This window comes from Arthrobacter sp. UYP6 (genome assembly GCF_040547315.1).
GTDB lineage: Bacteria > Actinomycetota > Actinomycetes > Actinomycetales > Micrococcaceae > Arthrobacter_B.
Window position 1 is genome coordinate 183657 of sequence record NZ_JBEPPM010000005.1, and the last position, 22157, is coordinate 205813.

General features: G+C 61.9%; 22 protein-coding genes and 2 tRNA genes. 5 read left to right on the forward strand and 19 right to left on the reverse strand.

Annotation, left to right across the window (positions count from 1 at the left end):
- Positions 1-13: 13 nt before the first annotated feature.
- Genes ABIB35_RS06310 through ABIB35_RS06325 form a run of 4 tightly spaced genes read right to left on the reverse strand, consistent with a single transcriptional unit; the run spans position 14 to position 4733 of the window.
- Complete coding sequence (locus ABIB35_RS06310; protein ID WP_354179821.1) at positions 14-907, reverse strand: ABC transporter ATP-binding protein; 894 nt, start codon at positions 905-907, stop codon at positions 14-16.
- A complete protein-coding gene (locus ABIB35_RS06315) occupies positions 900-1790 on the reverse strand; it encodes an ABC transporter permease (protein WP_354179823.1) in 891 nt (296 codons plus the stop codon). Before ABIB35_RS06315 ends, ABIB35_RS06310 begins: the two co-directional genes overlap by 8 nt.
- Complete coding sequence (locus tag ABIB35_RS06320; RefSeq protein ID WP_354179825.1) at positions 1777-3534, reverse strand: glycosyltransferase family 4 protein; 1758 nt, start codon at positions 3532-3534, stop codon at positions 1777-1779. The genes ABIB35_RS06315 and ABIB35_RS06320 overlap by 14 nt, the downstream gene beginning before the upstream one ends.
- Positions 3534-4733 carry a glycosyltransferase family 4 protein gene (locus ABIB35_RS06325; protein ID WP_354179827.1) on the reverse strand — a complete coding sequence of 400 codons (1200 nt, stop codon included), beginning with the start codon at positions 4731-4733 and terminating at the stop codon, positions 3534-3536. Before ABIB35_RS06325 ends, ABIB35_RS06320 begins: the two co-directional genes overlap by 1 nt.
- A 138-nt stretch (positions 4734-4871) precedes the next feature.
- Between ABIB35_RS06325 and ABIB35_RS06330 the strand changes: the two genes are divergently transcribed.
- Positions 4872-5153: a hypothetical protein gene (locus ABIB35_RS06330; RefSeq protein WP_354179829.1), complete on the forward strand. Its 282-nt coding sequence runs from the start codon at positions 4872-4874 to the stop codon at positions 5151-5153.
- 396 nt (positions 5154-5549) lie between these two features.
- On the opposite strand, the gene ABIB35_RS06335 is transcribed toward ABIB35_RS06330, so the two are convergent.
- The gene (locus tag ABIB35_RS06335; protein WP_354179831.1) at positions 5550-6557 is read right to left on the reverse strand and encodes an LCP family protein; all 1008 of its coding nucleotides are present in this window, start codon (positions 6555-6557) and stop codon (positions 5550-5552) included.
- Positions 6558-6652: 95 nt separating this feature from the next.
- Between ABIB35_RS06335 and ABIB35_RS06340 the strand changes: the two genes are divergently transcribed.
- Positions 6653-7129 carry a DUF3515 domain-containing protein gene (locus tag ABIB35_RS06340; RefSeq protein WP_354179832.1) on the forward strand — a complete coding sequence of 159 codons (477 nt, stop codon included), beginning with the start codon at positions 6653-6655 and terminating at the stop codon, positions 7127-7129.
- Positions 7130-7205: 76 nt separating this feature from the next.
- Here ABIB35_RS06340 and ABIB35_RS06345 read toward each other — a convergent pair whose 3' ends face one another.
- The 6 genes from ABIB35_RS06345 to leuC form a co-directional block, all read right to left on the reverse strand.
- Positions 7206-8360 carry a D-alanine--D-alanine ligase family protein gene (locus ABIB35_RS06345; RefSeq protein ID WP_354179893.1) on the reverse strand — a complete coding sequence of 385 codons (1155 nt, stop codon included), beginning with the start codon at positions 8358-8360 and terminating at the stop codon, positions 7206-7208.
- 2 nt (positions 8361-8362) lie between these two features.
- Positions 8363-9409 carry an NAD(P)H-dependent glycerol-3-phosphate dehydrogenase gene (locus ABIB35_RS06350; protein WP_354179834.1) on the reverse strand — a complete coding sequence of 349 codons (1047 nt, stop codon included), beginning with the start codon at positions 9407-9409 and terminating at the stop codon, positions 8363-8365.
- On the reverse strand, positions 9396-10181 hold the full coding sequence (locus ABIB35_RS06355) for a lysophospholipid acyltransferase family protein (protein WP_354179836.1): 786 nt from the start codon (positions 10179-10181) through the stop codon (positions 9396-9398). The genes ABIB35_RS06350 and ABIB35_RS06355 overlap by 14 nt, the downstream gene beginning before the upstream one ends.
- An 8-nt stretch (positions 10182-10189) precedes the next feature.
- A complete protein-coding gene (murA, locus tag ABIB35_RS06360; RefSeq protein WP_354179838.1) occupies positions 10190-11527 on the reverse strand; it encodes a UDP-N-acetylglucosamine 1-carboxyvinyltransferase in 1338 nt (445 codons plus the stop codon).
- A 246-nt stretch (positions 11528-11773) separates the two neighbouring features.
- Positions 11774-12373, reverse strand: coding sequence for a 3-isopropylmalate dehydratase small subunit (gene leuD / locus ABIB35_RS06365; protein WP_354179840.1), 600 nt, complete (start codon positions 12371-12373; stop codon positions 11774-11776).
- A 9-nt stretch (positions 12374-12382) separates the two neighbouring features.
- Positions 12383-13855, reverse strand: coding sequence for a 3-isopropylmalate dehydratase large subunit (gene leuC / locus ABIB35_RS06370; protein ID WP_354179841.1), 1473 nt, complete (start codon positions 13853-13855; stop codon positions 12383-12385).
- Positions 13856-13998: 143 nt separating this feature from the next.
- Between leuC and ABIB35_RS06375 the strand changes: the two genes are divergently transcribed.
- Both ABIB35_RS06375 and ABIB35_RS06380 read left to right on the forward strand, forming a co-directional pair.
- Positions 13999-14730, forward strand: coding sequence for an IclR family transcriptional regulator (locus ABIB35_RS06375; RefSeq protein WP_354179842.1), 732 nt, complete (start codon positions 13999-14001; stop codon positions 14728-14730).
- Positions 14731-14767: 37 nt separating this feature from the next.
- Positions 14768-15196, forward strand: coding sequence for a potassium channel family protein (locus tag ABIB35_RS06380; protein WP_354179844.1), 429 nt, complete (start codon positions 14768-14770; stop codon positions 15194-15196).
- Positions 15197-15219: 23 nt separating this feature from the next.
- Here ABIB35_RS06380 and thiL read toward each other — a convergent pair whose 3' ends face one another.
- Positions 15220-16230: a thiamine-phosphate kinase gene (gene thiL / locus ABIB35_RS06385; protein ID WP_502915737.1), complete on the reverse strand. Its 1011-nt coding sequence runs from the start codon at positions 16228-16230 to the stop codon at positions 15220-15222.
- Between the two features lie 156 nt (positions 16231-16386).
- Between thiL and ABIB35_RS06390 the strand changes: the two genes are divergently transcribed.
- Entirely contained in the window at positions 16387-16911 is a 525-nt protein-coding gene (locus tag ABIB35_RS06390; RefSeq protein WP_354179848.1) for a DUF1697 domain-containing protein, read from the forward strand.
- Positions 16912-16972: 61 nt separating this feature from the next.
- Here the strand turns inward: ABIB35_RS06390 and ABIB35_RS06395 are convergent.
- The 7 genes from ABIB35_RS06395 to ABIB35_RS06425 form a co-directional block, all read right to left on the reverse strand.
- Positions 16973-17048 (reverse strand) — tRNA-Glu (locus ABIB35_RS06395).
- Between the two features lie 125 nt (positions 17049-17173).
- Positions 17174-17245 (reverse strand) — tRNA-Gln (locus tag ABIB35_RS06400).
- 121 nt (positions 17246-17366) lie between these two features.
- Positions 17367-18101, reverse strand: a complete 735-nt coding sequence (locus tag ABIB35_RS06405) for an HAD family hydrolase (RefSeq protein ID WP_354179850.1) — start codon at positions 18099-18101, stop codon at positions 17367-17369.
- Between the two features lie 15 nt (positions 18102-18116).
- A complete protein-coding gene (gene gltX / locus ABIB35_RS06410) occupies positions 18117-19634 on the reverse strand; it encodes a glutamate--tRNA ligase (protein WP_354179851.1) in 1518 nt (505 codons plus the stop codon).
- Positions 19635-19675: 41 nt separating this feature from the next.
- Positions 19676-20293: a hypothetical protein gene (locus tag ABIB35_RS06415; protein WP_354179853.1), complete on the reverse strand. Its 618-nt coding sequence runs from the start codon at positions 20291-20293 to the stop codon at positions 19676-19678.
- 2 nt (positions 20294-20295) lie between these two features.
- The gene (locus ABIB35_RS06420; protein ID WP_354179855.1) at positions 20296-21069 is read right to left on the reverse strand and encodes a fumarylacetoacetate hydrolase family protein; all 774 of its coding nucleotides are present in this window, start codon (positions 21067-21069) and stop codon (positions 20296-20298) included.
- A gap of 109 nt (positions 21070-21178) precedes the next feature.
- Positions 21179-22156, reverse strand: a complete 978-nt coding sequence (locus ABIB35_RS06425; RefSeq protein WP_354179856.1) for a hypothetical protein — start codon at positions 22154-22156, stop codon at positions 21179-21181.
- Between the last annotated feature and the right edge of the window lies 1 nt (position 22157).

Sequence of the window (22157 nt, forward strand, 5' to 3'; positions counted from 1 at the left end):
GCTGGAGCAGCGCTCATGCGTCAAGTGACTTTCGGCGTCCTGCGGCCTTCGGATGTATCTCAACTATGGAAAGGGTACGCCGCATTCGGCGCCGCACCTTACCAGCAGAAACTCGATCCCGATCAGCGAGATGCTGAGTATACTTCCGGTACCAATTTATAGCAGCAGACGGCTCGCCATCAAAAAGAAGCTCACCCTTGTCCAACCAGATAACACGAGTACACAGATCCGTTATGGTGCTTAAACTGTGACTCACTAGAAAAACGCACCCGGCCTGTTCACGAACTTGATCCATGCGCCTTTTAGTTCGGTCCTTAAACTCATCGTCTCCTGTGTTCAGCGCTTCATCCATGATGAGGATCTCTGGCTCGAGTGATACTGCAATAGCAAAGCGAAGCCTCGACGACATTCCGGACGAATAGGAGCTCATCGGGAAATGGATTGCTTCACCAAGGCCGGCTAGCTCAAGGATCGCCTCGTACTTTTCATTGATGTCCTGCTTGGACATTCCCATGGCGAGGCATCCAAGCATGATGTTGTGCGCCCCCGAGAGATCGGGGACCAGCGCAGCGGAAACACCAAGCATCGTCGGCGTTGATGATGCGTAAACGCTTCCCGTCGTGGGCTGAACCTTTCCGCAGATGAGTTTCATCAGGGTACTCTTGCCGGACCCGTTTAGACCTATTACCCCGATAACTTCTCCCTTGGTTGCGACCATGGAGAACTCTTTTAGTGCCTCTACTTGAGAACTCGGTCTGCTGCCGCTGCGTATCAGGCGACGGAGTGTCCCCGTACTATCACTATCCTTGAGGGATCGACCTGCATCGGAGGCTACCGCATAAGTCATGCTTACTCTGTCGATAACAACTGCAGGCGGAGCCTCCAGCATTTGGGGGATTTCACTCATCGCGTCCATACGTTTCCTCCCCTTTCCAGAAGACGACCATGCCAACACAAACGGCTCCCAGGGCCCAAGCGCCCAAGCCAGCCCAGTGCTGCCAAATCGGAGGCTCGTTATAGAGAACAGCGTTCCTTGCCATGGATATGATTATGTAGAGAGGATTGAGCTCTACAATTCTCATTATTACCGGCCACTGAGTATATCGCTCAATGGAGAACATGACGCAGGAAGCGAAGAGCCAAAACCTCATAAAGAACGATATGAGATGAAGCAGATCATTAACCCTTGCCACGAGCGGCGCCAGAATCAAACCGATCCCTAAGTTGAATATGACCTGCAGAAGAACAATTGGTACTAGCAGGAGCCACAACAGCGATATGGGTTCGGTTGGGGGAATAATAAGTACTAGCAGCAGCATCATGATCAGAACTGGAACATTGGCAATCAGTTCCCGAATGTTCACAGCTAAGGCAAGAGTGGCTCGGGGAAAGTTAAAGGCCTGAATAACGTTTTGGTTTGATGATATGATTCGCGCCGTTCCCACGATGGCTCGCGTACTCATCTGGAACATAAATATTCCGATGATCAGGTACCCAAGGAAATTTTCGATACCTCGACTGGCGTTGAGTAGCAAGCCAAATATAAGGAAGTAACCAAGCCCATTTAGTAATGGATCCAAAAGAAGCCAAGCGCTTCCCAATCGGTCTTTCCTATTTTTGCTCTGCACTCGCGCTTTCGCATCATATAGAACGAAATAACGGTAGTTCCAAAGCGATACTATGTAATCGATGAGAGACGGTTTAGCCCCGACTCTGGACACCGAACGCATGTCAACACTTACGGGGATCCTCGTCGGGCCAGGGTGCGCCGGAGTCTTAGTTGTAGCCACGTGCTACCTTCAATCGTTCATATGTCGCTGTTGTCTGTGCGGCAGCTGCCTGCCAGGTTCGCTCGGCAAGAATTCGAGTTCTTCCGGCTTCACCCATCCGGTCTCTAAGACAAGGATCTGCAATGAGGCACTCGACCGCCGCGGCCAGTTGGGCCGGGTTCTGCGCTTCAGCCGATAGTCCTTCGGTCCCGTCTCGGATTGTTTCCTGCAGGGCCGGAAGGTTACTAAAAACTACCGGGCGAGAGGATGCCAACGCCTCCACCGGTTTCAGGGGGGTGACTGTCCGTGTCACAGGCAGGTCTAGACGCGGGAGCACGAATATATCCAGAGCTTGATGGAACAGTGAGCTCTGCGTACGATCTACTCGCCCGGGAAAGGTGACCCGCTCACTTACGTTGAGCTTATGGGCAAGGTTCTTGAGGCGCGCAAGCTCGGCTCCGTCTCCAACTATGAGGCAGCGGAGATCCGGGTAGCGAACTGATAATTGTGCAAAGGCGCGGACCAAGTCATCTAGCCCTTCATAACTCACCAAGCTGCTCACTGTGCCTATTGTGAGCTTTTCAGGATCTAGCCCCAGGCGTCTACGCGCCTCTGCCGGACTTTGTGGACTGGCCAGAAATGCCTCTCCTACTGCATTGGGTACCAGAATCAACTTCGCTGCCGAACAGCCATTTTCCCCTGTGATCGCAGCCCCCATCGCATGCCCCAGAGTGATAACGGCGTCCGCACCCTTCGTTGCTTCATGTTCCCGCTGCCAGAACCGCAGATGACGCTCGCTCTGCCGGGCGGCCTCAGGCCTTTCCGATGCCCAGGTTTCTGCAAGCAAGCCACGTACCTCGTATACCCAGGGGATGCCGAGCGCTTCGGCAACTGCTGACACGACAAGTGCGTTCACGAAATGTGACGTGGTGTGCAGCACTTCAGGTCGAAGGCGTAAGCAGAGTTCCAATAGCGCCTCCGTTTGGGCCTGCAACCGTTGATCCATGCCGAACGGGAGGCGGGCGGCTAGCAACCGGTGGTACGTCACCCCGTCAATCGTTTCCGTGCTCCGCCCGGTTATCTTTCCAACAAGTGCCGGATAGCCTTGTCTGGTTACGGCGTGGACAGTCCAACCGACTTCGGTCTGCGCCTTCAGAAGGGAGTGCGACCGCTGTGCGTATCCACTAGACGTATGCGGCAGAGAGTTTGTAAGAAAATGAACGACTGTTCGGGGAAGGGAACTATAATTGGGATAAGCCTCAACGTGCGGCCGCCATCCGGTGAAAACCCGCAGCTCGCTTTCGAGGCGAAGTCTCTGCCTACGATCACGGCGGTTCCCACCTCCCAGTGCATCAATGGCACTTCCCATAGCTCCGTTATGCCAATGGCGACGTGATACAAAGGCTGCTAGTCCTCGGCTATGGGGAGGCACATCCGCGACAAGCTCATCGGCAAGGTCTGGAAGTTTGGCCGCCAAGGCGATCTGACCTAATCGGACAGCCTTTCGCGCATTAGCACCGGAAAGCGTCCACCGGCGAAGAGAAGATCTGGTCGCATCCATGTCGCCAGAGAGATAAAGAGCAAAGGTGTGCAGGCTACTGCTCATGGGGAGCTTCTTGCCGGCGGCTGCAGCTGCTTGAGTAATCGCGCCAGGCAAGCGGCGTGAAACCTGCAGAGCAAACATCATTGGGTCGTCGCCAATGTGGTCAACGGCAGTACTTCCCACAAGGCAAATATTCTTTCCCACGTCTGTAAAACCACTCATCAACCGATGCCGTTTCCAGTCAATGACTCAATGGATTCGACGTAGTCGAGACACTGGCCCTCGAGGTTTGCGTTCTTGTGGATCCAGTCCCTCCCAGATGTTCCCGTGAGAAGACGCGTGCGATCGGCAGCCAGCTCCTTCCACAACCTTGCGACTGCTACCGGGTCACAAGCCACAACGGCACCAGCTCCGGACTCCTCAATTATGCTCTTCGCTTCACCAAGAACAATGCCTGTGACGTGGCGCCCCACTGCTAAAACCTCGTACATCTTCGATGGCACCGTCGTTTCAAAAGACTTCCAATCGTCGCGCAGTGAAACAACGCATGTGTCGGCGGCGCGGTAGAACTCCATAACTTCAGGGGAAAGAGCCGGGCCATGGAAATCGACGGGAGAATCAAGCGACTCTGCCAGCGCGATTAAGGCGCGACGCTGAACACCATGCCCCACCATCGTCAGCTGCACATACTCCCGTGCCAGAGCCGCTGCCTGCACAACGACCTCAAGTCGCTGACTTTCACCGTGGTTTCCCAAGTACAGGACATGCAGCACGTCGGCTTCAGCCGGCGGCGGGGGGAGCAGCTCCCGGGCCGTGGTATCCACTCCATTGCTAATGGCCTTTACGTTCCCAATACCTCTTGACCTAAGCGTCCGTGCAAATCCTTCCGTCACAGTCACCACCAGGTCTGCTCGTTCCTGCACAGCTACTATGAGCCGCTCGGCCACGCCCTTGGCACTTCCCTGCACCAGCCGCGCATCACGGGCAATGTCAGGCCAGGCGTCTCGCATGTCCACTATCAACGGCAGCTTGCGAAGACGCGCCACAACAAATCCCGCTCCCAAGATGGGAAGGCTAGGCACAGTTACGATGACCACATCAGGCCTCGGGCTGCACAGTCCTTCAAGAGCGCTGAACAGAGCCGAAAAACAGTGGTCGAGAAGGCGCCCCCAGCGCGTCGTTTTATGCCACAAAAACGGCACCCGCAGAACGCGCTCACCGTACTTGCCGATGTCCGAGCGAAAGGCGCGCCCCGCCACCTTCTTGGGCAGAACCCGACGACCGTGCGGAGCATGGGCAACTGGAGCTATCACGTCCACATCCCAACCAACACTACGGAAGCTTCGAATGAATTGCGTCCAGCGCCTCTGCGGGGGGCTGTGCTCCGGCGAATACGAATGCGTAAGCAAGAGTACCCGCACAGTTGTTACCTCTCCCCCAAGGAGTCAGCGCCATAGGTGCACTGACGAAATTCTCTGCCAAGTCTACTCCGGAATTTTCAAGCCTTAGTCGTGATATCTGCTGCGGGTTGCCGCAACTTCGTGTAATAGAAAACTCCTATGCAGAGCAGAAGCAAGACCACACCGCCTCGAACTATCCAGTCTGACCCTCCGGTGCTGTCGTTGGATGCTGCCGGTTCCGCAGCGACCGAAGGCTCGACTGAGGTCGGAGAGGCCGCAGGGGAAGCTGTTGGGCTGGCCGACGGTGCGGGTGTTGCCGAGGGCGTTGGAGTGGCCGACGGCGTCGCCGAGGGCTCGGGGGTGGGTGACGCCGACGGGCTGCTAGGTTCGTCGTCCTCGGCTATCAGCGTCACCAGTCCCGTGGCTGGATCCCAGCGGTAGTCGGTGTAGAGCATGCTGCCGCCGTCAATGAGATAGCCACTGCCACCCTCGATTAGCCATCCGGTGCCCGGATGGATCAAATAGCCGGTGCTACCGTCAATCACGAACCCGGTGGCGGGATCGATGACTGGGGCAGGTGCCGGCGCTGGTGCGGGTTCCGGGGCTGGAGCCGGCTCCGGAACGGGCGCGGGCTCCGGAACGGGAGTAGGCGCAGGAGGCGGCTCCACAGGAGGCACGGGAGCGGTTTCGGGCGGCGGGTCAGGAATAGGAACCGTGGTTTCCGGGGGAGGCGTTGGAGCGACTGTGGCCAGTGCAGGCCCGGCCGCCACCGATGAGAGAAGTACGGCAACCGCTGCTGCGGTTCCCGCCCGGCGCCGCCAAAGCCCTAAATCCACGTTATTGTCCCCCACTGTTAGCAGCCAGGTACTCGCCCATGGCATCGTTGTCGAGCGCCTCCGCTATGTCCGCGATGGCCGTTTCGTCCTTGACCACAATAGACTGTCCATCGCTTGAGGTTCCCGTCCCCAGCGTGGGCAGTGTAAACATGGAAATATCAGAGCTGCGGACATTCCGCAGCGAAAAGGCAAGTCCGCCCACAGTGGCAGAATCGAGGCCTTCATCCACGCTCAGATATGGAGAAATCTCGGCAACGGATTCATTGATCTTCCCGGGGCTGGTCAGTGTTTCCTTGGTCAGGACCGTCCCAATCAGCCCGCGGACAAAGCTCTGCTGGTTCCTCACCCGCTGATAGTCGCCGTCGGTGAACGCGTAACGCTCACGGACAAAGCTCAGGGCAGATTCACCGTCGAGTGAAATACTGCCCGCGGGGAAGTACCGGGGCTCTTCCCCACTGGAGGTGAATGCGCCCGCGTTCTCCACCTGCACTCCCCCAAGTGCGTCCGTGAGGCCCTTGAACCCCTCAAAATCGATGATGGCCACGTGGTCAATCGGGGCGTCAAAAAGTGTCTGCACCGTGTCGACCGCCAACGGAACTCCGCCGAAGGCCATGGCCGCGTTGATCTTGTGCTCGCCATAGCCGGGGATATCGGTCCAGGTGTCACGCATGATGGACATAACGTACACGCCGCTTCTGTCGCTGGGTACATGAACCAGCATCATCGTGTCCGAGCGTGCGTCGTCGGATGCCGGATCCCGGGTGTCGCTACCGATGAGCAGGATGTTCTGCGAGTTTCCGGCGGCGGGGTCCTTGAAGGGGCTGTCTGCAGGGAGAGCGTTCTCAATGGTGGTGGTGCCGCTATCGAAGCTGCGGGCCAGATTCCAGAGGTAGCCGCCGGCAACCAACGCAGCGGTGAGGACAAGCGCCACCAGAACAATCACTGTGGTGCGGACCGGATGCCGACGACGTGCCGGCGACTGCTCGTAATCCTGAAGGTACTGCGTCACTGAAACTCCCTGAAGTAAACGAGATATGAGCTTAGCGGGCAGCAGCCGAATCTCCGATTCGATGCCCCGGCGCCCGGGAAGATAACCTTGAAGGCATGTTCTCCTCCCGTGTTGCCCTCTCGGCGGCCGTTCTTGTCCTTGCCGCCGGCCTCAGCGCCTGCACTCCGATCGCCGACGTTGAACCGGCCCCGGATGCTGCCAACCCCGACTGCGCCACCGTCATGGTGTCCCTGCCCTCGGAACTGGCGGACCAGCAGCAGCGCGAAACGGACAGCCAGGCCACCACGGCATGGGGAGAGCCGTCCAAGATCATTCTGCGCTGCGGCGTGCCGGTGCAGGGACCAACCACCGAGCAGTGCGCCACAGTCAATGGCATCGATTGGATCCTGCGGGAAGACGAGTCCACCTGGACTGCAACAACGTACGGCCGTGAGCCGGCGGTGGAAGTGATTTTCGATCCGCAGGAGGTGTCCTCCTCCACCCTGCTGGTGCAGTTGGAGAATGCGATCTCCCGGATCGAGCCCACCCGCGAATGCGTGAGCACCAACGATCTTCAGCTGCCGGCCCAGTAGCGCCTTCAGCCGCACGGGGCGCGCCTGGCAGCAGCCGGCGCGCCCCGGCTAGCGCAGTTCCTTTAGTGCAGTTCCTCTAGCGCAGGCCGGTTTTGCGCTCCAGCGCCAGTGAAATCAGTTCGTCGATCAGTTCTGTGTATTGCAGTCCGGACTTGGCCCACATCTGCGGGTACATGCTGATTGGCGTGAAGCCGGGCATGGTGTTGATCTCATTGATGATCAGCTCGCCGTCCGGGGTGTAAAAGAAGTCCACTCGGGACAGGCCCTCGCCTCCTACGGCATCAAAGGCCACAGCCGCCAGCTTCCGAACCTGGTAGGACATGTCCTCGGGCAGATCAGCGGGACAGCTCAGCTGCGCAGCGGTGCCGTCCACATACTTGGCTTCGAAGTCGTACCACTCGTGGTCACCGTCCTGCACGGCCACTTCGCCGGGGAAGCTGGTGCGCGGGTCCTCCGTGCCGCGGCCCTGCAGTACGGCTACTTCGATTTCGCGTCCGCTGATGCCGGCTTCCACCACCACTTTGGGATCGTGTTCCCGTGCTGCCTCCACGGCGGCACGCAGGTCGGCTGGATCAGTGACCCGGGTGATGCCCATGGAAGAACCGCCGCGGGCGGGCTTGACGAACAGTGGGAACGCCAGCTGCGACGCCCGGTCCAGGCACGCCTGCGGGTCTTTCTCCCACTGCCGGTCGGTGATGACCTCGTAGGGGCCCACCAACAGGCCCGCCGATTCAAACACCACCTTCATGTAGTGCTTGTCCATGCCGACGGCGGAGGCAAGGACACCGGCACCCACGTAACGGATATCCGCCATTTCCAGCATGCCCTGCAGGGTGCCGTCTTCGCCGAACGGCCCGTGCAGCACGGGGAAGACAACGTCGATGCGGCCCAGACTGCGCGGCAGCGTTCCGTCCGTGTGGGCTACCAGTTCGGAACCGGCACCATCCGCGGACAGCACAATGCTCTCGGCGGAGGGGGTAACCTCCGGAAGGGACTCGGAGCGAAGGGACCAGGCTGCCGGATCGGACGAGACCAGGGACCACTGACCGTTGCGCGCAATGCCCACCGGAACGACGTCGTACTTGGTGCGGTCAATGGCTTCCAGCACACCCGCTGCCGTCACGCAGCTCACCGCATGCTCGCTGGAGCGGCCGCCAAAGAGGACAGCCACGCGGGGACGGCGGTTGGAGTTTTCGCTGCCGCCTGCGGTACCGGGATTCTGGGGTTCAATGCTCACTGCGCGTGCACACCTTCGGATTTCAGTTCGCGGGACAGCAGGCGCGGTCCCAGTTCATCAACGGAGATAACGCCTTGCAGGACGGCTACAACGTTTTCGGTAATGGGCATATACACACCCAGCTGAGTGGCACGATCCAGGACGGCCTGGGCCGACTTGATGCCCTCGGCGGTCTGCTTCATAGAGGCGTTGACATCGTCCAGGGTCAGGCCCTGCGCCAGCAGCCGGCCGGCGGTGTGGTTGCGGGACAGCGGGGACGAGCAGGTGGCGATCAGGTCCCCCATCCCGGCGAGGCCGGACATGGTTTCAGCCTTGCCGCCCAGGGCCAGCGCCAGCCGGGTGGTTTCGGCCAAGCCACGGGTCATCACCGAAGCCTTGGTGTTATCCCCCATGCCTTTGCCTTCACAGATGCCCACGGCCAAGGCAATGACGTTCTTGACGATGCCGCCGATTTCCGTGCCCACCACGTCGGTGTTGGTGTACGGGCGGAAATAGGGCGCCGTGCAGGCGCGGGCAATCCACGCCGCAGTGTCCAGGTCCGAGCAGGCCACCACTGATGCGGTGGGCTGGCGGTTGGCGATCTCCATGGCCAGATTAGGGCCGGAGATGACGGCCACCTGCTCCTGCGGCCAGTGCAGTTCCTCTTCGATCACCTGGCTCATCCGTGAGTCGGTGCCTACTTCCAGCCCCTTCATCAGGGAGACGACGACGGCGCCTTCCGGAATCAGGTCCCGGATGCTGCGCAGCTGGGCGCGCAGCGTCTGCGCCGGAACGGCCAACACCACCAGGTCTGCGCCGGCCAGTACCTCCGCGGCATCCGCGGAAGCGGTCAGGTTTTCAGGCAGAACCGTGTCTTTCAGATACTGACTGTTCCGATGCTGATCATTGATTTCCACTGCGATTTCCGGACGGCGGGCCCATACCCGGACGTCGGTTCCGCGGGCGGCACCGGCGTCGGCAACGATTTTCGCAAAGGTGGTTCCCCAGCTGCCGGCGCCCAGGACGGCCACCGCCCGGGGATGGGTGTTCTTACGCCGGCTCATTCTTGTCCGTTCCGTTCTGCTCAAAATCTCTGCGCTGCTCAAAATCTCTGCCAATGGCTTTCTGTCCCTTGACCGCCGGGTCCCAGCGGGTGGCCGGCGGGGTTTCATCCCGCAGCTCTGCCACCAGGGCGGTCAGGGCGTCCATGATGCGTTCGGTTGCCATGTCCAAGACTGTTTTGGTCATCGGCTTGCCCTGCAGGTCGGAAAGGTCCACGGGCGGACCCACCCGCAACCGCACGGTCCTGCGGGGGAACAGATGGATGCGCTTGCTGTAGCGCGGCAGCACGGCTTCCGCTCCCCAGTGTGCCACCGGCACCACGGGTGCCCCGGTCTGCAGGGCCAGCCGGGCCGCTCCGGTGCGCCCGCGCATTGGCCACAGGTCGGGGTCCCGGGTCAAGGTGCCCTCCGGGTAGACAATCAGGGCGCCGCCGGCGTCGATCACTGTCCGCGCGTTCTTCAGCGAGGCCGAAGCGCCGGCGGTAATGCGTTCCACCGGCACCTGGTTGGTGGCGCGCAGGGCCGGTCCCAGCACCGGAACCTTAAAGAGGGATGCCTTGGCGAGGTAGCGGGGCATGATCTTCTGGTTGTAGAAGAAATGCCCCACCACCACCGGGTCGATCTCCGTCACATGGTTGGGGCAGGCAATGAACCCGGTGTTCCGGGGAAGGTTCTCCAGTCCCTCCCACTGCTTGCGCAGCAGGAGGTTCATTACCGGCCGCATGGTCCCCGCCAGCAGGGCAAAGGCCACCCGCGACTTGATCGACTCAGGCATGGCAGCCGCTACCTGGCTTCGGCCGGGACAGCAGCAACGTCAAAATCGGCGCCAAGGCCTTCAAGCTTCTCAAGGAAGTGCTCGTAACCGCGGTTGATCAGCTCGATGCCTGTCACATGCGAGGTGCCCTCGGCGGCCAGGGCCGCAATCAGGTGACTGAAGCCGCCCCGAAGGTCCGGAATGTCAATCTCGGCGCCCTTGAGGTTCACGGGACCTGAGATGACTGCCGAGTGCAGGAAGTTCCGCTGGCCAAAGCGGCACGGTACGCTGCCCAGGCATTCGCGGTGCACCTGGATGTTGGCACCCATGCGGATGAGGGCCTCGGTGAAGCCGAAACGGTTTTCATAAACCGTTTCGTGGACAATGGACACGCCTTCAGCCTGGGTCAGCGCAACCACGAGGGGCTGCTGCCAGTCGGTCATGAAGCCCGGGTGAACGTCGGTTTCCAGCACCAGCGGGTTCAGCGCCCCGCCCGGATGGTAGAAGCGGATGCCGCCGTCGTCGACGTCAAAGGCGCCGCCGATCTTGCGGTAGGTGTTGAGGAACGCGGTGAGGTCCTGCTGGGAGGCGCCTTCAACGTAGATGTCACCCTTGGTGACCAGGGCAGCGGAGGCCCAGGACGCGGCCTCATTGCGGTCGGGCAGGGCCCGGTGGTTGTAGCCGGTCAGCTCGGAGACACCCTCAATGCGGATCACGCGGTCAGTCTGAACCGTGATGATGGCGCCCATTTTCTGCAGCACGGCAATGAGGTCCAGGATTTCCGGTTCCACTGCGGCGCCGCGCAGTTCAGTGATTCCAATGGCCTTGACCGCGGTCAGCAGCACCTGTTCGGTGGCACCGACACTGGGGTAGGGCAATTCCACCTTGGCACCCGTGAGGCCCTTGGGTGCGGAGATGGAGATGCCGCCGGGGCGCTTTTCCACCACGGCACCGAAGTTCCGCAGCATCTGGAGGTGGAAATCGATTGGCCGGTCGCCGATTTTGCAGCCGCCCAGGTCCGGGATGAAGGCCTCGCCAAGGCTGTGCATCAGCGGCCCGCACAGCAGGATGGGAATTCGGGAATCACCGGCGTGGGCGTCAATGTCCTTGGAGGCTGCCGTCTTGGCGTTCTGCGGATCCATGGTCAGGTCGCCGGTCACCGGGTCCTTGGTCACTTCGACGCCGTGCAGCTTCAACAGCGAGGTGACTACCTCAACGTCCTTGATTTCCGGGACGTTGCGCAACAGTGAAGGGCTGTTGCCCAGCAGTGCCGCAACCATGGCTTTGGGAACGAGGTTCTTCGCTCCGCGGACGGGGACTTTTCCTGTCAGAGGAACTCCACCACGGATGGTTAGAACGCTACCCATGAACACCTAATTTCTTTTTCATATATTGCCCCAACAGCAAAGAGAGACTGCACTCAAGCATAGGAGCAAGCGTCCACATACTGAAATATCGCCACCCCGCTAACGGGGCACCGCCCAGCACTCGCTCAACCGTGCGCCGGGCGTAGAAAAGCCGATAGGCCCCCTGCCAGGGGGCCTATCAATAATACTGAGTATCCGGGCGGGGAACGAAACCCGCAGGGCGCAAACCGTGCCGTGGCGGCTGGCTTAAGTCCTGGCCGGAAGCGTCAACGGCTTGAATGCCGGGCGGTGCGCTTCAAAGAGTGTGATATCCGACTCGTGGCGCAGCGTGAGGGAGATATCGTCCAGTCCTTCGAGGAGCCGCCAGCGGGTGTATTCGTCAATGGAGAAGGGGGCGGTGACCGAACCGCAGACGGCCGTGCGGGCTTCCAGATCCACTGTTACCTCGGTGCCCGGCGAGTGTTCGAGCACCTTCCAGATGAGTTCAATGTCATCCTGCGCCAGCTGGGCAGCCACCAGTCCCTGCTTGCCGGCGTTGCCGCGGAAGATGTCCGCGAAGCGGGAGGACAGCACCGCCCGGAAGCCGTAGTCCTTCAGCGCCCAGACAGCGTGCTCGCGGGAGGAGCCGGTGCCAAAGTCGGGGCCGGCCACCAGGACTGATCCGGAGGTGTAGGGCTCCTTGTTCAGAATGAAGTTCTCATCCTTGCGCCAGGCGGCAAAGAGCGCGTCTTCGAAACCGGTCCGGGTGATCCGTTTGAGGTAGACGGCGGGAATAATCTGGTCGGTGTCCACGTCGCTCTGGCGCAGCGGAACACCGATGCCGGTATGGGTGGTGATCTTTTCCATGGCGGGCTCCTAGCGGGCAGGCTGGACGGATGCGGGGGCGGAGGAGGCGGCTGCCGCGGGAAGCGGTTCAAGGTCCGAGGGTGAGCTCAGGGTGCCTCGCACTGCGGTTGCGGCGGCGATCACCGGGGAGACCAGATGCGTGCGTCCGCCCTTACCCTGCCGGCCTTCGAAGTTGCGGTTGGAAGTGGAGGCGCAGCGCTCCCCCGGGGCCAGCTGGTCCGGGTTCATGCCCAGGCACATGGAGCAGCCGGCAAAACGCCACTCGGCGCCAAAGTCTTTAAACACCTGGTCCAGTCCTTCGGCTTCCGCTTCCAGTCGGACGCGGGCCGAGCCGGGAACCACCATCATGCGGATGTCCGGGTCCTTCTGGCGTCCGCGGATGATGTCCGCTGCAATCCGCAGGTCCTCGATCCGGCTGTTGGTGCAGGAACCCAGGAACACGGTGTCCACCCGGATCTCCTTCATGGGTGTGCCGGGGGCCAGATCCATGTAGGCCAGCGCGCGTTCCGCGGCAGCTCTGGCGTTCTCGTCGCCAAAGTCCGCGGGCGACGGAACGGATTCGGACAGAGACACGCCCTGCCCCGGGTTGGTGCCCCAGGTGACAAACGGTTCCAGGGCGTCGGCGTCCAGGTACACTTCGGCGTCGAACACGGCGTCGTCGTCCGTCTGCAGCGACTTCCAGTGCTCGACGGCGGCATCCCAGTCCGCGCCCTGCGGCGCGTGCGGCTTGTCCTTGAGGTAGGCGAACGTGGTCTCGTCCGGTGCCACCATGCCGGCGCGGGCACCTGCTTCGATGGACATGTTGCAGATGGTCATGCGCGCTTCCATGGACAGGGACCGGATGGCGGAGCCGCGGTACTCCAGCACATAACCCTGCCCGCCGCCGGTGCCGATCTTGGCGATCACGGCCAGGATGATGTCCTTGGAGGTGACCCCGGGGCGCAGGGTTCCTTCCACGGTGACGCCCATGGTCTTGAAGGGTTTCAGCGACAGCGTTTGAGTGGCCATGACGTGTTCCACCTCGGAGGTGCCAATGCCCATCGCCAGGGCGCCGAACGCGCCGTGGGTGGAGGTATGGGAATCGCCGCAGACCACGGTGAGGCCGGGCTGGGTCAGGCCCAGCTGGGGTCCCACCACATGGACAATGCCCTGCTCGGCGTCGCCGAGCGAATGCAGCCGCACGCCAAACTCCGCGCAGTTGGTGCGCAGGGTCTCAATCTGGGTGCGGCTGACCGGATCCGCAATGGGCTTGTCGATGGCCAGGGTGGGGGTGTTGTGGTCCTCGGTGGCAATGGTGAGGTCCGGACGCCGCAGCCTGCGGCCGGCCAGACGCAGTCCCTCGAAAGCCTGCGGGGACGTGACCTCGTGGATGAGGTGAAGGTCGATGTAGAGCAGGTCCGGCGCTCCGTCTTCGCCTTTGACGACAACATGCTCGTCCCACACCTTCTCCGCAAGCGTCCTGCCTGCTGCGTGCTCACCCATGCCCGATGCTCCTTGTGAAGTGTCTCCCGCGGACCGCAAAACGGCGGCCGCGCAAAGCCGATGTTTTAAGAGAACCAGCCTCAGCCGCCGGGGCGCCAGTTTTTCGATTTGCATCTCAAATAATGAGACGGCAGTATCAATCTATGGACACAACTGAAAGCTCCGCCAGCGGCGTCGGCGTGATAGACAAAGCGGCCCTGGTGCTGGATGCCCTTGAGGCCGGGCCCACCACGCTGGCGCAGCTGGTGGCGGCCACGGGGCTGGCCCGACCCACCGTGCACCGCCTCGCCGTCGCGCTGGCCCATCACCGGCTGGTGGGCCGGGATATCCAGGGGCGCTTTGTCCTGGGCGGCCGGCTCGTGGAGCTGGCCTCGGCCGCGGGTGAGGACCGCCTGATTGCCGCCGCCGGCCCGGTACTGCTGGCCCTGCGCGATGCCACCGGGGAGAGCTCCCAGGTTTTCCGCCGGCAGGGCGAATGGCGCGTCTGCGTGGCGTCCGCTGAACGGCCGATCGGCCTGCGGGACACCATTCCCGTGGGCACGCAGTTGTCCATGAAGGCTGGCTCCGCTGCTCAGTGCCTTCTGGCCTGGGAGGACCATGACCGCCTGCTGGAGGGCCTGCACAATGCTAGGTTCACCCCCACGGTCCTGGCCGGCGTCCGGCGACGCGGCTGGGCGCAGAGCCTGGGTGAGCGGGAGCCCGGCGTGGCTTCAGTGTCCGCTCCTGTGCGCGGCCCTTCCGGGCGCGTCATAGCGGCCGTGTCTATCTCCGGCCCCATCGAGCGGCTGACCCGCCAGCCAGGCCGGATCCATGCCGAAGTTGTTACCCGCGCGGCCGCCCAGCTAACCGAGGCACTGCGGAAGAGCGCCGACTAGCCCTATTCTGGGACTCTTCCAAGGTCGAGGGGTTTTCATGAAACGGCTGCGCTTACTCTGGAACGTCATCCGCGCCACCGGCGCGGAGCGGGTCTTCACCGGCTTCCTGTTCGCGGTGCTGGGAGCGGGGCTGCTGCTTCCGCGCATTGAACCCGACATCGAGACCTTCGGCAATGCCCTGTGGTTCGTCTACGTATCCTTCACCACCATCGGCTATGGCGACATTGTTCCGGTCACCATGCTGGGCCGGCTCATCACCGTCTTTGTGTCGCTCTACGGGATCCTGATAGTCGCGCTGGGAACCGGTGTGATCGTGGGCTATTACAACGAACTTCTTCGCGGAAGGGCCAACGCCAGCCTCGATGAATTCATCGGCGAACTCGAACATCTGCCGGACCTCTCACGCGACGAGCTCCTGAAGCTGGCGGAACGGGTCCGCAACCGGCACATCCTGCGGGAGGAATGAGGCGTCAGCCGGCGAATGCACCCCTACCCGGCGAAGTGGTCCCAGCCCGTCACCGGTGGAATGGTCCCGCCGAAGGTCACGCCTTCACCATCAACAACGTCGCCGATGCGGACAAACCCCTCGGGCAGCACGGCATCCGGGGGGAAGGCGGCCAGCAGGCCGTGATCCTCTCCCCCGCCCAGCACCCAGTCCAGCGGGTCGGCGCCGAGCCGGGCAGCAGCAGGCTCCAGGGACTCGGCCTTGGTACGGAGGTAATCGGCGTCGAGGTCGATGCCAACACCCGAAGCACGGGCGATCCGTCCGGCGTCACGCACCAACCCGTCGGAGACATCCAGCATGGCGGTGGCTCCGGCAACCGCTGCTGCGGGTCCGGCTCCGGTTCGCGGCAGCCGCGGACGGCACTGCGCCATGGCCAGGCCTGCCAGCTCCTGGTCATCGGATCCTCCTGGGTCAGACATGTCCAAGCCGCCTTCCAGCACCGCGAGGCCGCCGGCAGCCAGCCCAAGCGCCCCGATATGGGCCAGGACGTCGCCCGGCCGGGCTCCGGAGCGCAGCACCGGAGCCCGGCCCTCAAGATCACCTGTGACGGCCGCCGTGACGACTATCGCGTTGCCGCGTCCCAGATCGCCGCCCACCACGGAACACCGTTCGAAGGCCAGTGCCGCAATGGCCGCTGCCAGTCCATCGGCCAGGTCCTTTACCCACTCCACTTCCGTACTGCCCGGCAGAGTGAGACTCACAACGAGGGACGTTGGGACGGCGCCCATGGCACGGATATCGGAAATGTTCTGCGCGACGCACTTCCAGCCGACGTCGAACCCTGTGGTCCGGTATCCCGAGGGCCAGATCAGGCGGAAGTCTGCATCCTGGACGAGGGTGTCGATGGAGATTACGGTGCGACCGTCCGGTGCGGCTATGACAGCGGCGTCGTCGCCGGGTCCAAGCAGCGCGGTGTCCGGCCCAAGCCGCGGAAAGATGAGGTCGAGGAGGGCTTTTTCGTCCAGGTCCGCCACTAAGGGCGTATTCACGGGCACGGGTATTCCTTTGGATCAAAGTCGTGGAACGCTTCCGGCTCCACGCTGGAAATTTATCATGGTCCGCTCCGCCGGCTCTCCGTGGTAAATGGAGAATGCTTCGGTGCCCGTTCAGCCAGTAGTGCCGCTTGCGCCAACCGGCGTATCCTCCTGTCCATGACCGAATATGCGGTATTACTGCGGGGCGTGAATGTTGGCGGCGCAACTGTTCGCTCAGCGGACCTGCGCCGTACGCTGGCCGGCCTTCCCGTGTCAGCGGTGAAGACCTACCTGGCCACCGGAAACGTGACTTTATCTGCCGGGGCGCAGTCGGCGGATCTCAAAGCGATGGTGGAGCAGGCGCTACGGGAGGAGTTTGGCTACGAAGCCTGGGTGGTGGTCCTCACCCTGGAGCGCCTGAGAGAACTCGTGGCGGCTGTCCCCTACCCCGCCGATGACCCGGGGATGCACGCCTATGTGACCTTCGGTTCGGATCCGCAGCTGCTTCGGGAGCTGTCAGAAGCAGGTTCCGCCGCCGGCGCGGAGCAGATTCTTTTGGGCGAAGAAGCAGTGGCATGGCCGTGCCCCAAAGGCCAGACCCCTGACAGTGCTCTGTTTAAACTCGGTTCCAAGTCCGTCTACCGGGCCACTACCACCACCAGGAACCTGCGGACCCTGCAAAGGATGGCCGGGTTTCCCTAAGCGGCGTTCCCTTCCAGGCAACAAAAAAGCCAGCCCCGGAGAAACTCCGGGACTGGCTAAATGGTGACCCCAGCGGGATTCGAACCCGCGTTACCGCCGTGAGAGGGCAGCGTACTAGGCCGCTATACGATGGGGCCAGGTACAAGCAGTCTGCCCTGAAGGCTTCCTACTTCCATTTTGCTCAAACTAAAATTGAACTCAATAAGTTTTTCACACTTATTGCTGTTCTTCAAATTGATAATTTCTTATCTAATGAGAACCGCTGGGATACCAGGACTCGAACCTAGAATGTCGGTACCAGAAACCGATGTGTTGCCAATTACACCATATCCCACTGCGCTTTTCCGGCCACTTCGAAGAAGTTTTTCTCCGCTGCAACCCCTCAGCACGAGATACAACTATACACGGGTTCCGGAGGAAGTACAAAACGCCGGCGATGCCCCTTCCGGGGACATTCAGCGCAGTGCAAGCTCCGCCACTTCGCCAAGGGATCGCACCGTAAGGAACTCACCGCCGTCGGCAGTTCCGCCCGTTTCCTGACGCACAGGTGAAGGATTCCCGGCACGGTCCAGCCAAATCCCCTGCAGGCCGGCTGCGCATGCGCCCTCGGCGTCGATGCGCAGATTGTCCCCGATGTACAGGGTGTTTCCGGGCTCGGTGCCCAGAAGGCGGATACCCTCAAGGAAGATCGCCGGATCAGGTTTGGCCACACCCACCGTGTCCGTCCCCACCAGAACCCTGATCCGCTGCAGCCCCACGGCATCGAGCTTGGCCCGCTGGTAATCATGTACGTTGTTGCTGACAGCGCCGTAGGGGATGCCTCGGGCGTCCAGATGGTCCAGCAGCGGAAGGACGTCGTCGTAGACCGAGAAGTGGCGGGGCAGCGTCCGCTCGTAGGCCGCGTTCCAGGTCCGTTCCGCGGCGTCGTCGAAGGCAGGCAGCCCGTGCACCTGCTGGGCATGGGCAACCCGGTTCAAGCGCTGCCGGGTGAAGCTGAGCTCCCCGGCCAGATACTGATCGTAGTGGCCAAGCGGATCGGCGGCGTACAACTCCTGATACCCCGCCCAATCCGCCTCGCTGAAGTGCCCCAATTCCCCCGCGCTGATCTCCCTCACGGTGTTTGCCATGGCGGTGCGAAGGTCCACAAGGGTCTCATCAATATCAAAGAGCACCCCGTGGACACTCCGCATGTTCCTCATGGACGTTTAGGCCTCCGCTGCGCGGAACGCGCGAAGCCGGGCCAGCGAGGAGTCCTTGCCCAGGATCACCATGGATTCGAACAGCGGCGGGGAGATGCGCCGGCCGGAGACAGCGGTGCGGACCGGACCGAAAGCCTTGCGCGGCTTGATGTCCATCTCCTCCACCAGGGCAGTGCGCAGCGCTGCCTGGATGTTCTCGGCCGTCCAGTCAGTAACCGGTTCCAGCGCAGCGATGGCGGCGTCCAGCACCTCAGTGAGGTTCTCGGGCAGGCCCTTCCGCGCGTCGTCGGCCACGTCAATGGCGTCGTCGGCCTTGAAGAGGAAGCCGAGCATCTCCGGAGCCTCAACCAGCAGGGTGATGCGTTCCTGGACCAGCGGGGCGGCCTCCGTGAGGATTTCCTCTTCGCGGGCAGTCAGGGTCTCCCCCACCAGCCCGGCCTGCTGCAGGTACGGCACCAGGCGGTTGCGGAAGTCCTCGGCCTCCAGCATCCGCACATGGGTGCCGTTGATGGCCTCGGCCTTCTTCAGGTCAAAGCGGGCCGGGTTGGCCAGCACGTCGTGGATGTCGAACTTCTCCACCAGCTGGTCCACGGTGAAGATGTCCTCATCCGCGGACAGTGACCAGCCCAGCAGGGACAGGTAGTTGAGCAGGCCCTCGGGAATGAAGCCGCGTTCGCGGTGCAGGAAGAGGCTGGACTCCGGATCGCGCTTGGAGAGCTTCTTGTTGCCGCCGCCCATGACGTAGGGCAGGTGGCCGAAGAGCGGCATGTACTCGGCCACTCCGACGTCGATCAGCGCGCGGTAGAGCGCGATCTGCCGCGGGGTGGAGGAGAGCAGGTCCTCGCCGCGCAGCACATGCGTGATGCCCATGAGCGCATCGTCCACCGGGTTCACCAGCGTGTAGAGCGGAGCGCCGTTGGCGCGGACCACCACGAAGTCCGGAACAGTGCCGGCCTTGAACGTGATTTCGCCGCGGACCAGGTCGTTGAACGTGATGTCCTCGTCCGGCATGCGCACGCGCAGCACCGGCTGCCGGCCCTCGGCCTTGAACGCCTCTATCTGCTCGGGGGTCAGGTTGCGGTCGTAGTTGTCATAGCCGAGCTTGATGTCGCGGCCGGCCGCGCGGTGGCGGGCTTCGATCTCTTCCGGTGTGGAGTAGGACTCGTAGAGGTGTCCGGCGTCCTTAAGCTTGGCGATGACGTCCTGGTAGATCTCGCCGCGCTGGGACTGGCGGTACGGCTCATGCGGGCCACCCACGTTAACGCCTTCATCCCAGGTGATGCCCAGCCAGTCCAGCGCATCCAGAAGCTGCAGGAAGCTCTCTTCGCTGTCACGGGCGGTGTCGGTGTCCTCGATGCGGAACACCATGGTTCCGCCCGTGTGCTTGGCGTAGGCCCAGTTGAACAGCGCGGTCCGGATCAGGCCCACGTGCGGGGTTCCGGTGGGTGAGGGACAGAACCGCACGCGCACTGGCGTGTTGTCATCGACGGTGGGCAGGTCGGCAAGTGAAGGCAGGTTAGTCATGATGCTTCCAGTTTAGTCTCTTGCTGTGTCCGCCCGGACGATTACAGGCTGTAGGCCAGCAGCCAGAGGAAGACGCCCCCGCCGGCAAGCACACCCACGGCCGCCGCCGCCACGGTTTTTCCGGCGGTTTTGCGGCCACTGCTGATGAGTCCAGCCACGCACAGGCAGGCCGCAGCCGCCGCCAGGGTGATACCCGCCGTTCCCGGATACAGCGCATAGAGGAGGACCGGAAGCACGACGGCGTCAGCGGCATAGGTGACATCCGCCCATTCCAGCCGGGCAACTTTGGAGAGCGCCGTGGTCAGGGCGTAGGCGGCAATCATGCCGAAGACGACGGCGGCCAGCGCCCTCGGACCGTCCGCCCATCGGATGATGCGGAGCACCACAAATGCTGCCCCCAGCCCTCCGAGAATCACCGGCGGAGCACCCAACCGGTCGATTCCGCGGCGCAGGTCTCCGCGCTTGTCCAACACCGTCACCAGGGCCCACGGAAACAGGGCTATCAGCACGGCTGACCCCGCGCCCCAGACCAGGGCGGAGGCGCCGTCGTCGTTCAGGAACGGCGCCGTAAAAAGGGCCGCCGCCCAGACCGCCCCGGGCGGCAAAAAGCGCCGGACCAAGGCGAGGTTGCGCACTGGTCCGGCGCCGGGGTTGCTCATCCCTAGCTGCGGGCGGTGTTCGAGAGGCGGCCGATCCCTTCGATGGAGACCTCGTAGCGCTCTCCGTCCGAGATCAGGCCCACGCCGGCGGGAGTGCCGGTGAGGATAACGTCGCCGGGCAGCAGAGTGAAGGCCTGGGACACGTAGGATACGAGTTCCTTCACGCCCCAGATCATCTGGTTGGTGTTGCCGTCCTGGACCAATTCGCCGTTGAGGTAGCCGCGGATGGCTACGTCGTCGGTGTCCAGATCCGTTTCAATCCACGGACCGAGCGGGCAGGACGTGTCAAAGCCCTTGGCGCGGGCCCACTGGTTGTCGGTGCGCTGGGCATCGCGTGCCGTCAGGTCATTGGCACAGGTGTAGCCGAAGACAACTTCATCCACCCGGTCCAGCGGTACGTCCTTGCAGATCCGGCCGATGACGACGGCGAGCTCGGCCTCATAGGAGACCTCGTCGGAGAACGCCGGCAGGACGATGGGATCATTAGGGCCGATCACCGAGGTGTTGGGCTTGAGGAACATCAGCGGGGCCGGCGGCACCTCGTTGCCCAGTTCGCTGGCGTGGTCCGCATAGTTGCGGCCGATGCCCACTACCTTGCTGCGCGGGATGATCGGTGCCAGGAGGCGAACGTCCTCAAGCTTGTGGTGCTCCCCCGTAAGCTGCACGCCGGAGAAAAACGGATCACCCTTGATGACGGCTATTTCTTCATGGCCTTCGTCCCCGTCGACGACGCCGAACGCTGGGTCACTGTCTAGTACAAATCGAGCAATACGCATGCACTCAAGCCTAGTTGACAATTCCGAAATCAGCGCAGCCCCCGCAGATGCGGCTTCTGTGCCGGCTCATCCATCATCTTCACCCGGAATGGCCCTGTTGCCACACGATTTAGGATGACCAACTTGACAGAGCCCTCCTGTATGCTGCCTTCACCTCAGACTCAGTTACCTCGGTAGTCTGAACCACTGACGGCAAGCCCGCCGCGAAACCTGAACGGCATTCATCGTGCTCAAGTATTCCGCAACCGTCGCGGCTTAGAGCATCAAAAATTGCTAAGACTCCAGGTAAATGTACTGATCTACCTCCAAGGTCTTCCGTAAGAGAGCACATTTTGACAACATTCCACCCGGCACCAATATCATCAGGAATATTAGTCGATCCACCGGATGGGGATGGTTCTAATTGAAGGAAGACCATTGAGCTCTTCGAATTCTTGCTGATCTCGACTGCCCATTCACGCTCGTCAACCCGCACTATGTGCGTGGAGGGGCCATCTGGAACATTGCGTAGCCACCCCCGCCAGGAGGAATGCAAAGTGTGCGCCGCCTGCTCGGACTTCCCCCGCTCCGACGTATTAGGCAGATCAAGACCCATACAGGCGATCGACAGCAGGTTTTGCCAAGATCTTCTGCTGATCCCTAGCTCCGATGTCTCGATAACATAACTACATCCAAAGGCCGCAATTATCCTCTCTAGTTCGGCCTGAGCATAGACGAACCAGGAACTTCCGCTCCACGTTGCCTCCGGTTGAACATGGCTTATTGCCCATCCGAATGGACGTAGCTGTTTGAAAGACGGCATATCCGTAACAACCACAATCCGGAACTCCAGCGAAGCCTGCTGCAGACCGTAAACTGCTTCCGCGATCCCTCCTGCCGCATCCCAACTCTCGCTGAAGAGCGGGAGCAATATGACGGGAAGCGAATTCCTCCGGACCACAGAAAGCCCCACACCGCCGTCGATGTTCAGGCTTGCTTTGACGAACGGGGTGCACACGTCAGGATAGCTCCGGACGACACTCGAAAGGACGGTTTGAGACGCCCCTCCCTCAGCGCCGTTTTGACCGAGTGGCAAAGTTGCAATCATT

Coding starts and splice junctions, on each gene's coding strand:
- ABIB35_RS06310 (WP_354179821.1), bottom strand. CDS start 907: ATGAGTGAAATCCCCCAAATGCTGGAGGCTCCGCCTGCAGTTGTTATC.
- ABIB35_RS06320 (WP_354179825.1), bottom strand. CDS start 3,534: ATGAGTGGTTTTACAGACGTGGGAAAGAATATTTGCCTTGTGGGAAGT.
- ABIB35_RS06330 (WP_354179829.1), top strand. CDS start 4,872: ATGCAGAGCAGAAGCAAGACCACACCGCCTCGAACTATCCAGTCTGAC.
- ABIB35_RS06340 (WP_354179832.1), top strand. CDS start 6,653: ATGTTCTCCTCCCGTGTTGCCCTCTCGGCGGCCGTTCTTGTCCTTGCC.
- ABIB35_RS06350 (WP_354179834.1), bottom strand. CDS start 9,409: ATGAGCCGGCGTAAGAACACCCATCCCCGGGCGGTGGCCGTCCTGGGC.
- ABIB35_RS06355 (WP_354179836.1), bottom strand. CDS start 10,181: ATGCCTGAGTCGATCAAGTCGCGGGTGGCCTTTGCCCTGCTGGCGGGG.
- murA (WP_354179838.1), bottom strand. CDS start 11,527: ATGGGTAGCGTTCTAACCATCCGTGGTGGAGTTCCTCTGACAGGAAAA.
- leuD (WP_354179840.1), bottom strand. CDS start 12,373: ATGGAAAAGATCACCACCCATACCGGCATCGGTGTTCCGCTGCGCCAG.
- leuC (WP_354179841.1), bottom strand. CDS start 13,855: ATGGGTGAGCACGCAGCAGGCAGGACGCTTGCGGAGAAGGTGTGGGAC.
- ABIB35_RS06375 (WP_354179842.1), top strand. CDS start 13,999: ATGGACACAACTGAAAGCTCCGCCAGCGGCGTCGGCGTGATAGACAAA.
- ABIB35_RS06380 (WP_354179844.1), top strand. CDS start 14,768: ATGAAACGGCTGCGCTTACTCTGGAACGTCATCCGCGCCACCGGCGCG.
- ABIB35_RS06390 (WP_354179848.1), top strand. CDS start 16,387: ATGACCGAATATGCGGTATTACTGCGGGGCGTGAATGTTGGCGGCGCA.
- ABIB35_RS06405 (WP_354179850.1), bottom strand. CDS start 18,101: ATGCGGAGTGTCCACGGGGTGCTCTTTGATATTGATGAGACCCTTGTG.
- gltX (WP_354179851.1), bottom strand. CDS start 19,634: ATGACTAACCTGCCTTCACTTGCCGACCTGCCCACCGTCGATGACAAC.
- ABIB35_RS06415 (WP_354179853.1), bottom strand. CDS start 20,293: ATGAGCAACCCCGGCGCCGGACCAGTGCGCAACCTCGCCTTGGTCCGG.
- ABIB35_RS06420 (WP_354179855.1), bottom strand. CDS start 21,069: ATGCGTATTGCTCGATTTGTACTAGACAGTGACCCAGCGTTCGGCGTC.
- ABIB35_RS06425 (WP_354179856.1), bottom strand. CDS start 22,156: ATGATTGCAACTTTGCCACTCGGTCAAAACGGCGCTGAGGGAGGGGCG.